Here is a 12,167-nt window from a genome sequence, read left to right on the forward strand (position 1 = left end):
GCAATCCGGGCTTCGACCTGACTCAGTAGCGAACTACTTGATGATCTTGACGACCCGGCCGGCGCCGACGGTGCGGCCGCCCTCGCGGATCGCGAACCGCAGACCGTCGTCCATGGCGACGGGCTGGATCAGCTTCACCGAGATGTTGGTGTTGTCACCGGGCATCACCATCTCGGTGCCCTCCGGCAGCGTCACCACACCGGTCACGTCGGTGGTGCGGAAGTAAAACTGCGGACGGTAGTTGTTGAAGAACGGCGTGTGCCGGCCGCCCTCGTCCTTGGACAGGATGTAGACCTGACCCTCGAACTCGGTGTGCGGCGTGGTGGTGCCGGGCTTGGTCACGACCTGGCCGCGCTCGACGTCCTCACGCTTGATACCACGCAGCAGCAGACCGACGTTGTCACCGGCCTGGCCCTGGTCGAGCAGCTTGCGGAACATCTCCACACCGGTGACCGTGGTCTTGGTGCTGGTCGGGCGGATGCCGACGATCTCGACTTCCTCGTTCACGTTGATCACACCGCGCTCGACACGGCCGGTGACCACGGTGCCACGCCCGGTGATGGTGAAGACGTCCTCCACCGGCATCAGGAACGGCTTCTCGGTCTCGCGGACCGGGTCCGGGATCGACTCGTCGACGGCCTCCATCAGCTGCTCGACGGACTCGACCCACTTGGCGTCGCCCTCGAGCGCCTTGAGCGCGGAGACCCGCACCACCGGGGCGTCCTCGTCGAACTCCTGGGCGGCCAGCAGCTCGCGGACCTCCATCTCGACGAGCTCGAGGAGCTCCTCGTCGTCGACCATGTCGGCCTTGTTCAGGGCGACCAGGATGTAGGGCACACCGACCTGACGGGCGAGCAGCACGTGCTCACGGGTCTGCGGCATCGGGCCGTCGGTGGCCGCGACCACCAGGATCGCGCCGTCCATCTGGGCCGCACCGGTGATCATGTTCTTGATGTAGTCGGCGTGACCCGGGGCGTCGACGTGGGCGTAGTGACGCTTGTCGGTCTGGTACTCCACGTGGGAGATGTTGATGGTGATACCGCGCTGACGCTCCTCGGGCGCGTTGTCGATCTGGTCGAACGCGCGGGACTCGTTCAGGTCCGGGTACTTGTCGTGCAGAACCTTGGTGATAGCCGCGGTCAGCGTGGTCTTGCCGTGGTCAACGTGACCAATGGTCCCGATGTTGACGTGCGGCTTCGTCCGCTCGAACTTCGCCTTCGCCACTTCTGTGTCCTCCTGGACTAGTTGGTGCTTGTTAAAGCAGTGTTGGTGTTTTCAGTTGTGCCGCGCCCAAGGCATTCCAATGACCCGGCAAGATTACTCCGAGCGAATGTTTACTGGCCCGTCGCCTTCGCGATGATCTCCTTTGACACGTTCGCCGGCACTTCGGCGTACGAGTCGAAGACCATGGAGTAGTTCGCCCGGCCTTGGGTCTTGGACCGCAGGTCGCCGACGTAGCCGAACATCTCCGACAGCGGCACATGCGCTTTCACGACGCGCGCACCGCTCCGCTCCTCCATGGCCTGGATCTGGCCACGGCGGGAGTTCAGGTCGCCGATCACATCGCCCATGTAGTCCTCGGGCGTGGTGACCTCGACGGCCATGATCGGTTCCAGGATGACTGGCTGCGCTTGCGCCGCAGCCTTTTTCAGCACCTGCGAACCGGCGATCTTGAAGGCCATCTCCGACGAGTCGACCTCGTGGAACGCCCCGTCGAGCAGGGTGACCTTCATGTTCACCAGCGGGTAACCGGCCAGGACACCGTACTGCATGGCGTCCTGCGCGCCCGCGTCCACCGACGGGATGTACTCACGCGGGATGCGCCCACCGGTGACCTTGTTCTCGAACTCGTAGGTCGCGCCGTCCTCGCCGGTGAACGGCTCGAGGTTGATGATGACCTTCGCGAACTGGCCGGAGCCGCCCGTCTGCTTCTTGTGGGTGAACTCGACGTTCTCCACCTTGCGGCGGATGGTCTCCTTGTAGGCCACCTGCGGCTTGCCGACGTTGGCCTCGACCTTGAACTCGCGGCGCATCCGGTCCACCAGGATGTCCAGGTGCAGCTCGCCCATCCCGCCGATCACGGTCTGGCCGGTCTCGTGGTCCAGGTGCACCTTGAAGGTCGGGTCCTCCTCGGCGAGCTTCTGGATCGACAGCGACAGCTTCTCCTGGTCGCTCTTGGTCTTGGGCTCGATGGCCACCTCGATGACCGGGTCGGGGAAGGTCATCGACTCCAGCACGACCTGCTGGTTCGGGTCGCTCAGGGTGTCACCGGTGGTGGTGTCCTTGAGCCCGATCACCGCGTAGATGTGACCCGCCGAGGCGGTCTCCACCGGGTTCTCCTTGTTGGAGTGCATCTGGAACAGCTTGCCCAGCCGCTCCTTCTTGCCCTTGGTGGCGTTGATGACCTGGCTGCCGGAGTCGACCTTGCCGGAGTACACCCGGACGTAGGTCAGCTTGCCGAAGAACGGGTGCGTGGCGACCTTGAACGCGAGCGCGGAGAACGGCTCGTCGGTCGACGGCTTGCGGGTGACCTCTTCGTCCTCCTTGCCCGGCGCGTGGCCGACGGCCGGTGGCACGTCCAGCGGCGAGGGCAGGTAGTCGATCACGGCGTCCAGCATCGGCTGCACGCCCTTGTTCTTGAACGCGCTGCCGCACAGCACCAGGTAGGCCTCGGAGCTGATGGTGAGCTTGCGCAGCGCACCCTTGATCTCGTCGACCGACAGTTCCTCGCCGCCCAGGTACTTCTCCAGCAGCGCCTCGTCGGTCTCGGCGACCGCCTCGAGGAGCTTGGTGCGGTACTCCTCGGCCTTCTCGGCCAGCTCGGCCGGGATGTCGATGGTGTCGTAGGTCTCGCCCAGCTTGGTCTCGCCGCGCCACACCTTGGCGTTCATCTCGACCAGGTCGACGATGCCCTCGAAGTCACCCTCGGAGCCGACGGGCAGCTGGATCGGGATGACGTTGGCGCCGAGGCGCTCCTCCATGGTGCGCACGGAGAAGTAGAAGTCGGCCCCGATCTTGTCCATCTTGTTGACGAAGCAGATGCGCGGGACGTCGTACTTGTCGGCCTGCCGCCAGACCTGCTCGGACTGCGGCTCCACGCCCTCCTTGCCGTCGAAGACGGCGACGGCGCCATCGAGGACACGGAGCGAGCGCTCGACTTCCACGGTGAAGTCGACGTGCCCGGGGGTGTCGATGATGTTGATCTGGTTGTCTTTCCAGAAGCAGGTGGTGGCCGCGGAGGTGATGGTGATCCCCCGCTCCTGCTCCTGCTCCATCCAGTCCATGGTGGCGGCGCCGTCGTGCACCTCACCGATCTTGTAGCTGATACCGGTGTAGTAGAGGATGCGCTCGGTCGTCGTCGTCTTGCCGGCGTCGATGTGCGCCATGATGCCGATGTTGCGGACCTTGGTCAGGTCGGTCAGCACGTCCTTCTGTGCCACAGAAGTCTTCCCACTCTTTCGATTGCTTAATTGCTGTCTGTCGCGGTCAGGCCAGCGCCCCGGCGCGCGGGCCGCAAAGACCTACCAGCGGTAATGCGCGAAGGCGCGGTTGGCCTCGGCCATCTTGTGGGTGTCCTCGCGTCGTTTGACGGCGGCACCCAGGCCGTTGCTGGCATCCAGGATCTCGTTTGCCAGGCGCTCGACCATGGTCTTCTCCCGGCGTTGCCGCGAGAAGCTGACCAGCCAGCGCAGTGCCAGCGTGGTGGACCGATCCGGACGCACCTCGACCGGCACCTGATAGGTGGCACCACCGACGCGGCGGCTGCGCACCTCCAGGGCGGGCTTGACGTTGTCGAGAGCACGCTTGAGCGTGATCACGGGATCGGTGCCCGTCTTGTCCCGGGCTTGTTCGAGCGCACCATAAACAATGCGCTCGGCGAGCGATTTCTTCCCCTGCAGCAGGACTTTGTTCACCAGCTGGGTGACCAGCTGCGACCCGTAGACCGGGTCGTTGACCAACGGGCGCTTCGGCGCGGGCCCCTTGCGCGGCATCAGCTCTTCTCCTTCTTGGCGCCGTAACGGCTGCGAGCCTGCTTGCGGTTCTTGACGCCCTGGGTGTCGAGCGAACCGCGGATGATCTTGTACCGGACACCCGGCAGGTCCTTCACCCGGCCACCACGCACCAGCACCATCGAGTGCTCCTGCAGGTTGTGTCCCTCGCCGGGGATGTAGGCCGTCACCTCAACCTGGCTCGTCAGCTTCACGCGGGCGACCTTCCGAAGAGCGGAGTTCGGCTTCTTCGGAGTGGTGGTGTACACGCGGGTGCATACGCCACGGCGCTGCGGGCTGCCCTTGAGGGCCGCGGTCTTGACCTTGGCGACCTTGTCCCGGCGACCCTTGCGGACCAGCTGCTGAATGGTTGGCATCTACCGGCTTTCTCTGTTCGTGTTCGGCATATTTCTGGCGTCTTCAAGTCTGTGTACTGCAGTTATGACCGTCCGCTTCACCCCGCGGCCGGGTGTGTCGCATGCGCTGCGCACCGGACGTAAGTCCGATGCATGGTGGACACGCGAATTCGCCCGGCATTCACTTCCTTACGGTTAGGCGCCGTAAGCCGCCAGGCACGAGGAACCACAATACCCGCCGCCGGTCTCGCAGGTCAAAGCGGCGGACCAGCGGGGATCGCAACGGGGCCTAGCCCCTGGCGCCGTCGTGGGCGGTGCGCCGTTCCAGACCCGCCGCCAGGCGCAGCACCATGTCGGAGAACAACACGTCGGTGTCGATGTCGTCCATGACGCCGGTCATCTCGAGCAACACGAAGCCGTGCATCGCGGACCAGAACTCCAGCGCGGCGTGGAAGGCTTCGGCGCCGTCGAGCCCGTAGGAGGACAGCACGGCGATCACCGGGGCGGCCGCGCTGCGGGTCGCCGCCGCGTACTCGGCGTCTTCGCCACCCAGCGGCATCCGGGTGAAGGCCGAGTAGCGCCCCGGGTGGTGGTGGGCGTAGCTGCGGTACGCGCCGGCCATGACGAGCACCGCGTCGTCGCGGGCGCGGCCCTCGCCCACCCGGTTGAGCATCATGATGATGTCGTCGATCACCCGGATCCGGACCGCCCGGCGCAAGTCCTCCAGGCTGTCCACGTGGTTGTACAGCGACGGCCCCTTGGTGCCCAACTGCGTTGCCAGCGCGTTGATGGTCAGGGCGTCCCAGCCCTCGCGGTCCAGGAACGTCAGCGCGCCGTCGATGATCCCTTCCCGGCTGAGCTTGGTCGGGCGCGAACCGGGCCGTCCCGCGCGTTGGCGCCCGGCCGCCGACGGCGATTCCGGTTGAGCTGCCATGGCGGTCGCCCTTCGATCGCGGGAACGGGTTGCGGTTAACTAATGACTCTAGTTGACGCCCGGTCAGACATTAATCTCCCCGGAGGCGCATGAGCTCCCGGCAAACCAAAAGAAAATCTGCCATCGGGCGGGCGAATGCACGTAATGTCATGCTTGGCTCATTCGAGCAGACGACCCGTCCAAGAGGGGGCCCGCAGTGAAGTGGACAACTGTCGCCGGGTCGTTGGCCACGTGCGCCGTCGCCATCGTGGCCTGTTTCGCGGCCGTGCCGGGGCTTGCGCAGGCCAAGAACGGCGACACCCATGTCATCGGGGAGGACATGGAGCAGACGGTCGACTGCAACGACGCCACGCTGCTGGTCAACGGCTCGTTCCTGACGGTCACCGCGCTGGGCAACTGTTACGCCGTGACGGTGATGGGTTCGTCGAATGTCGTTATCGCCGACTCGGTTTCGCACGACATCACGGTGTACGGCCACGACCAGACCGTGCTCTACAAGGGCGGTCAGCCGTTCCTGTGGGACCGGGGCCGCGAACTGGGCATGACCAACCGGCTCCAGCAGGTGCCGGGCTGAGGCACCATACCGAGGGGAATCAAACAACGATGCGTGTGCACACCTTCGCCCTGGCACCGGCCGCCGCGATCCTGGTGCTGGCCGGCTGCAGCTCGACGGCCAACCCGCCGGCGGGCTCCTCCTCCACCACCACGACGAAGAGCAGCCCGACGACGAGTGCCGGCGCCGCGCCGACGACGGGATCGAGCGGAGCGAGCACCACCGCGTCCCTCGAGATCGGCAACGCGGTGAACTACGGGTCGATGGGCACCACCACCAACCTCGACTGCGCCACCGGCAAGTCGTTGAACGTGGCCGGTTCGGACAACACCCTGACCGTCACGGGCAGCTGCTCGACGGTGAACATCGGCGGCACCAACAACAAGATCACCCTCGACAAGGTCGAGAAGCGCATCACCGTGCTCGGGATGAACAACACCATCACCTACAAAGACGGCGATCCCAAGGTCGACAACCTCGGCTCGGACAACACGATCAACAAGGGCAGCTGACCGGCGGCTCACCGGCCTTGATCGGCGGCGAACTCGCCCTCAATCGGCGGCCGCGCCGTGACGCCCCGCGCCGGCGGCGAACCGCCCGGCCCCTTCGTTCGCCTCCGCGGCCACCCGGGAGATGCTGGCGAATTCGAAGTCGAGCGCCTCGGATTCCGTTGCCCCCCATTGGTGTAGCGCCGAGAGCCGGTCCGAGCGCAGGCACTGCTGCGGCAGTGCCGACAGTTGTGCCGCCAATTCCTCTGCGGCCCGGCGCGATTGGCCCTTGGGGACCACTCGGTTCGCCAGCCCGATGGCCTGGGCTTCGTCGGCGGCCACGGCGCGGCCGGTGAGGATCATGTCCATCGCGCGGCTGTGGCCGATCAGGCGCGGCAGCCGCACGGTGCCCCCATCGATCAGGGGAACGCCCCAGCGCCGGCAGAACACCCCGAACACGGCGTCCTCCTCGACCACCCGCAGATCACACCAGATGGCCAACTCGAGGCCGCCGGCGACGGCGTAGCCGCTGACCGCGGCGATGACGGGCTTGGACAGCACCATCCGCGTCGGGCCCATCGGGCCCGGGCCACTCCGGTGCACGGCGTTGGCGTCCGGTGTGCCGAACGCCTTCAAATCGGCTCCGGCGCAGAATGTTCCGCCGTCGCCCCACAGCACGGCGACCGACGCGGTGTCGTCGCGGTCGAACTCCTCGAACGCCGCATACAGCGCGGCGGCCGTCGGGCCGTTGACCGCGTTGCGCGCCCCCGGCCGGTCGATGATCACGGTGATCACCCGGCCGTTGCGCTCGACGCGCACCGGATCGCTCATCTCGCCTCCGCACATAGTGGTTCGCGCCGCCGCAGCAGCTCAGCGGCGAAGTCATGGTAGGCCGCCCGCAGCCGGGCCCCGGGCCAGTCGGCCGGCAGGAGTTCGTCGGGCAGGACCGGGTCGGTGAGCAGGTGCCGGACGGTCGCGGCGGCCACCACGAAACGGCCGGGAATGTCCGGCGCGGCGGCCATGTCGTCGAGCAACCGGTGCCCGGCCCGCGCCCAGGCGGGCAGGTCCCACAGCTGCGCGGCCAGCTCGGCGGGGTCGTCGTCGCGCGCCCGCAGCACCCGGACCCTGGCCTTTACGTCGGGGCCGAGCTCCGCGTCGAGGTTGTCGGGGCGCATCCACACCCCCTCGCGCAGCTCACCAAAACGCTTGTCGTGCATGGCGGTTCGCAGCGCGGCCCGGGTGCGTGCGTCGTCTCCCACGCTGGTCACGACCAGGGTGACCCACTCCCCGCGCCAGGGACGCACGCGCGGGTCGATGGCATCGTCCTGGCGCCGCTGGCGGGCGAGCAGGCGATCCGAGAGTTGGTAGCCGTCGACGTTGCGGACCAGGTCGCCCGCGCCGACCATCCGGGTCAGCGCCACTCGCAGCGTCGACTCCTTGATGCCGAAATCGGAAGTGAGCCTGACCAGTTCGCTGGCGCGGGCGCGCGCCGGGTGGGCGCCGAGCAGCACGCTGAGCACCACCGACCGCGCCGTCAGGTCCGGCATGGCTACACCCCGGACGCCCGGCGGCCGTGGTCGCCGAAGGGTTCGTCGCGATGCCGCACCGCCTCACGGAATCCGTGCTCGACCGCGTCGGCGACGAACGCGTGGCCCTCGGGCGTGTGCCGGGCGACACCGTCGAACACCGTGCTGACCATTCTGCTGGTGGCCACACCCTGTTGCAGCAGGGCGGAATTCAGCGCGAGCTTGACCATGATCAGCTGATTGACCGGCACCGCGGCGATCCGCTCGACCAGCCGCTCGGTGCGCTCGTCGAGATCCGCCGGATCCGGCGCCTCGACCGCCCATCCCCACTCGGCGGCCTGAGCGCCGGTGATGCAATCGCCGGTGAACAGCAGCCTTTTCGCGCGCGCGTCGCCGAGCCGGTGCGCCCACAGGCCGGCCGCCGGCACGCCCCACACCCGGGTGGGCGGGTAGCCGATCTTGGCGTCGGCGGCGGCGATCACCTGGTCGGCGTGCAGCGCGATATCGGTACCCCCGGCCACGCAGTAGCCGTGGATCTTGACCACCGTGGGCTTGTCGGCGTGCATGAGGCTGGAAAAGCCCCGGACGAAGCGGCTCATCATCTGGTAATCGATCATCGGGTCCCACGGCTGATCCGCCAGATGGTTGACCGCCTGGGTCTTTCCGTCCAGCACGGTGCCCGCGTACGCGCCGGTGCCGCCGGCCGACCCGGTGCGGTCGGCGTAGGCGCTCAGGTCGAATCCGGCGCAGAAGCCCTCGCCGCGACCGGACACCAGGATGACGTGCACATTCGGGTCGAGGTCGGCGCGCTCCACCAGCGCCGAGAGCTCCAGCGGCGTGTCCGCGACGATCGCGTTGCCCTTCTCCGGCCGGTTGAACGTGATCCGGGCGACCCGGTCGGTGACCTCATAGGTCATCGTCTTCAGGTTGTCGAAGTCGACCGGCCTGATCGCGTGAGTCATCCCTTTACTAGAGCACGCTCGAGAATCGGCGCGAGGTCGAGCCCGTCGGGCATGGTGCCGAACGCGCCGCCCCACTGGCGGTCGAGCCGGGTCGTCAGGAACGCCTCGGCGACGGCGGGGTGCCCGTGGCGCACCAGCAGCGAGCCCTGCAGCGCCAGGCAGATGTCCTCGGCGACCTTGCGGCCGCGGTAGGCGATGGTCTCCAGGTTGGCCAGGTCGGCGCGCAGCCGCGCGACATGGTTGCCCAGGCGCGGGTCCTGGCCCGCGCTCTCGGCGATTTCGCCGAACAGCACCTCGACGCATTCGGGGCGAGTCGCCATGGCGCGCAACGTATCCAGCGCGCTGACGTTGCCCGAACCCTCCCAGATGCCCATCAGCGGCGCCTCCCGGTACAGCCGCGGCATGCCCGAGTCCTCCACATAGCCGTTGCCGCCCAGGCATTCCAGGGCTTCGGCGGCGTGCGGGGTGGAGCGCTTGCACACCCAGTACTTGCTGGCGGCCAGGCCGATCCGGCGCAGCAGCGCCTCGGTCTCGTCGCCGCGCACCGCCTTGTCGGTGGCGCCGGCCATCCGCATCGCGACCATGGTGGCCGCCTCCGCCTCCACGGCCAGGTCGGCCAACACGTTGCGCATCAGCGGCTGGTCAATGAGGTAGGCGCCGAAGGCCTTTCGGTGCTGGGCGTGGTAGATCGCGCGGGTCAAACCGGTGCGCATGCTGGTGGCGCTGCCCAGGGTGCAGTCCAGCCGGGTGAGGTTGACCATCTCGATGATGGTCGGCACGCCGCGGCCCTCCTCGCCCACCAGCCACGCGATCGCGCCGTCGTATTCGACCTCGCTCGAGGCGTTGGCGTGGTTGCCGAGCTTGTCCTTGAGGCGCTGCAAGAACATCCGGTTGCGGGTGCCGTCGGGCAGCACACGCGGCAGCATGAAGCACGACAACCCTCCGGGTGCCTGCGCGAGCACCAGGAAGATGTCACACATCGGCGCCGAGGTGAACCACTTGTGGCCCGTCAGGCTGTAGGTGCCGGAGGCGTTGGGGCCAATGGGGATCGCCTGCGTGGTGCCGGCGCGCACGTCGGAGCCGCCCTGCTTCTCGGTCATCGACATGCCCGCCGTGATGCCGGGCTTGGCGGTGGCCGGCCGGAGTTCGGGGTCGTATTCGCGGGAGGTCAGCAGCGGCTCGTAGACCTTGGCCAGCTCGGGGTTGTAGCGCAGCGCGGGCACCACGGCGTACGTCATCGAGATCGGGCAGACGTGCCCCGGTTCGACCGTCCACACCGAGGTCTTGGCGGCCCGCACGACGTGCGCACCCGGCCGCTCGTCGGCCCAGGGCGCGGCGTGCATGCCATGGGTGATCGCCGCGCGCATCAGCTCGTGGTACGCCGGGTCGTATTCGACCTCGTCGATCCGGTGACCGTTGCGGTCGTGGGTGTGCAGGATGGGGCGGTTGCGGTCGGCGAGCTCGCCCCATCGCTGCGCCTCGCGGCTGGCCGACAGGGCGCCGACCTCGTTCACCTCGTCCAGGCCCCACTGCCCTCCCTCGCGAATCAGGGCCTCGATGAGCACCGCCGAGCTGGCGGGGTTGTGGTCTTCCAGGGGCGGGACCTGGTTGGTGACGACATGGGTATCCGGCATGGGATCAATGTTACATTTTTCCGACAGTTGCACAAGAGGTGTAATGATCAGCGTGGGTGCGCGGCGAAGAAGTCCCACAGTTGTCGCGTCGCGAAGTCGGGCCACTCGTGGTCGCCGTGGTCGACCGTGATGAGCACGACCCCGCGACCGTCGGCGCATCCCGCGGTCGAGGTGGTGATCGGGCCGTCGGTGGTGGCCGACGGGGCGCCGCACTGATCGACGTTGCGCCAGAAGGCATTCACGTCCGGCACGGGCGGGCCGTTGATCACGCTGTAGCCCGGCCCGCCGCCGTAGGGCACCAGCTCGTCCGCGGTGCCGTGAATGTGCATGACCGACATCGGATGCGGCGTGCGGCAGACGTTCAGCTGGGTGCCCGCGACCGGGCCGATCGCGGCGAAGATCTCCGTGGTGCAGGCCAGCGTGTAGGACATGATGCCGCCGTTGCTCATGCCGGTGGCGTAGACCTTGGCGGTGTCGATGCCGACGTTCTTGGCGATGTCGGCGACGGCCGCGCTGATGAAACCGACGTCGTCCACGCCCTCTCGCCCGGACCGGCCGCAGCAGGTTTGGCCGTCGACGTTCCAGGCGTGGTCGAGGCCGTCCGGGTAGGCGACGACGAACTTGCCCGAATCGGCCAAACCGTCCCAGTGGTAGTCCTTTTCGGCTTCCCTGGCGCTTCCCGACACACCGTGCATCATGACCACGAGCGGGGCCGAGGCCGCCACTCCCGCGGGCTTGTACAGCCGATAGCTGCGATCGAGATCGCCGACCTTGAGGTGGTGGACGCTGGTGCCGGTCACGAAGCCCGTCGGCGCGTTGGCGACCCCGGGGAAGCAGCCCGCGAGCACCAGGACGACACCCGAGATCGTGGCCAGCCGGCGCAGCATGGATCAAAGGTAAGCGCTGGCCCGCGCTCAGCCGCCCGTTTTCTCCCGCAGGAACGCGATGTCGTCCTTGCGGCCCTCGTCGGCGGTTTCGCAGATCACCGGGGCGTCGGCGGCCTTGACCACCGCGGCGAGCAGCTCGGGATCGATCTGGCCGGTGCCGAAGTTGGCGTGCCGGTCGGCGCCGGAGCCCGCCGCGTCCCTCGAGTCGTTGCAGTGCACCAGGTCGATGCGGCCGGTCAGCGCCTTGATGCGGTCGACCGCGTCGATCAGCCGCTCGCCGGCGGCCCAGGCGTGGCAGGTGTCCAGGCAGAACCCAATTCCCTTGTCGCCGATGTGATCCCACAACCGGCCGATGGTGTCGAAATGGCGGGCCATCGCGTGGTCGCCGCCGGCGGTGTTCTCCAGGTAGACCGGCACGTCCGTTTCCAGGTAGTCCAGCGCCTTGACCCACCGTTCGAAGCCGGCGTCCATGTCGTTATCGTCGGCGTGGCCGCCATGCACGATCACCGCCGTCGCGCTGATCGCCGCGGCCGCGTCGCAGGTGTCCTGCAGAATCTTGCGCGACGGGATGCGGACCCGGTTGTTGGCCGAGGCCACGTTGATCAGGTAGGGCGCGTGGATGTAGAGCGGGATGGTCGACGCCTTGAGCGCCTCGGCGTCGTCACGCGGCTTGGGCTTCTTCCAGCTCTGCGGGTTGCCGAGGAAGAACTGCACGACGTCGGCGCCGTCGGCCTGCGCGGCGGCCAGCGGGTCATCCTGGTGGACATGCGAACCGATGAGCACGGTGGCCAGTGTAGTGAGGGGTCCTGACGGCGGCGAGAGTGCAACCTCCCGCCAG

The 12,167-nt window shown here is 67.7% G+C and carries 13 protein-coding genes; 2 read left to right on the plus strand and 11 right to left on the minus strand.

Annotation, left to right across the window (positions count from 1 at the left end):
- Positions 1-33: 33 nt before the first annotated feature.
- From tuf to K883_RS05040, 5 genes are all read right to left on the minus strand, one after another.
- Complete coding sequence (gene tuf, locus K883_RS05020) at positions 34-1,224, minus strand: elongation factor Tu (protein WP_008260847.1); 1,191 nt, start codon at positions 1,222-1,224, stop codon at positions 34-36.
- 110 nt (positions 1,225-1,334) lie between these two features.
- Complete coding sequence (gene fusA, locus K883_RS05025; RefSeq protein ID WP_008260848.1) at positions 1,335-3,440, minus strand: elongation factor G; 2,106 nt, start codon at positions 3,438-3,440, stop codon at positions 1,335-1,337.
- 81 nt (positions 3,441-3,521) lie between these two features.
- Positions 3,522-3,992, minus strand: coding sequence for a 30S ribosomal protein S7 (gene rpsG / locus K883_RS05030; RefSeq protein WP_008260850.1), 471 nt, complete (start codon positions 3,990-3,992; stop codon positions 3,522-3,524).
- Positions 3,992-4,366 (minus strand): 30S ribosomal protein S12, encoded by a 375-nt coding sequence (gene rpsL, locus K883_RS05035; protein WP_007767794.1) that lies wholly within the window; start codon positions 4,364-4,366, stop codon positions 3,992-3,994. Before rpsL ends, rpsG begins: the two co-directional genes overlap by 1 nt.
- Positions 4,367-4,634: 268 nt before the next feature.
- Positions 4,635-5,279, minus strand: a complete 645-nt coding sequence (locus tag K883_RS05040) for a TetR/AcrR family transcriptional regulator (RefSeq protein ID WP_008260853.1) — start codon at positions 5,277-5,279, stop codon at positions 4,635-4,637.
- A gap of 196 nt (positions 5,280-5,475) precedes the next feature.
- Between K883_RS05040 and K883_RS05045 the strand changes: the two genes are divergently transcribed.
- Entirely contained in the window at positions 5,476-5,853 is a 378-nt protein-coding gene (locus K883_RS05045) for a DUF3060 domain-containing protein (protein WP_020823605.1), read from the plus strand.
- A gap of 29 nt (positions 5,854-5,882) precedes the next feature.
- On the plus strand, positions 5,883-6,344 hold the full coding sequence (locus K883_RS05050) for a DUF3060 domain-containing protein (protein WP_051197770.1): 462 nt from the start codon (positions 5,883-5,885) through the stop codon (positions 6,342-6,344).
- 39 nt (positions 6,345-6,383) lie between these two features.
- Here the strand turns inward: K883_RS05050 and K883_RS05055 are convergent, their stop codons facing one another.
- From K883_RS05055 to K883_RS05080, 6 genes are read right to left on the minus strand one after another with little or no spacing between them, the layout of a single operon-like run.
- Positions 6,384-7,151: a crotonase/enoyl-CoA hydratase family protein gene (locus tag K883_RS05055; protein WP_008260858.1), complete on the minus strand. Its 768-nt coding sequence runs from the start codon at positions 7,149-7,151 to the stop codon at positions 6,384-6,386.
- A complete protein-coding gene (locus K883_RS05060) occupies positions 7,148-7,867 on the minus strand; it encodes a PaaX family transcriptional regulator C-terminal domain-containing protein (protein ID WP_020823608.1) in 720 nt (239 codons plus the stop codon). Before K883_RS05060 ends, K883_RS05055 begins: the two co-directional genes overlap by 4 nt.
- Positions 7,868-7,869: 2 nt before the next feature.
- The gene (locus K883_RS05065; protein ID WP_008260861.1) at positions 7,870-8,808 is read right to left on the minus strand and encodes a crotonase/enoyl-CoA hydratase family protein; all 939 of its coding nucleotides are present in this window, start codon (positions 8,806-8,808) and stop codon (positions 7,870-7,872) included.
- Complete coding sequence (locus tag K883_RS05070; RefSeq protein ID WP_020823609.1) at positions 8,805-10,442, minus strand: acyl-CoA dehydrogenase family protein; 1,638 nt, start codon at positions 10,440-10,442, stop codon at positions 8,805-8,807. The genes K883_RS05065 and K883_RS05070 overlap by 4 nt, the downstream gene beginning before the upstream one ends.
- Positions 10,443-10,489: 47 nt before the next feature.
- Positions 10,490-11,329: an extracellular catalytic domain type 1 short-chain-length polyhydroxyalkanoate depolymerase gene (locus tag K883_RS05075; RefSeq protein WP_020823610.1), complete on the minus strand. Its 840-nt coding sequence runs from the start codon at positions 11,327-11,329 to the stop codon at positions 10,490-10,492.
- Between the two features lie 27 nt (positions 11,330-11,356).
- On the minus strand, positions 11,357-12,112 hold the full coding sequence (locus K883_RS05080; protein ID WP_020823611.1) for a deoxyribonuclease IV: 756 nt from the start codon (positions 12,110-12,112) through the stop codon (positions 11,357-11,359).
- Positions 12,113-12,167 lie beyond the last annotated feature (55 nt).

Origin of the sequence: Mycobacterium sp. TKK-01-0059 (assembly GCF_000709305.1) — a bacterium.
Taxonomy (GTDB): Bacteria; Actinomycetota; Actinomycetes; order Mycobacteriales; family Mycobacteriaceae; genus Mycobacterium; species Mycobacterium intracellulare.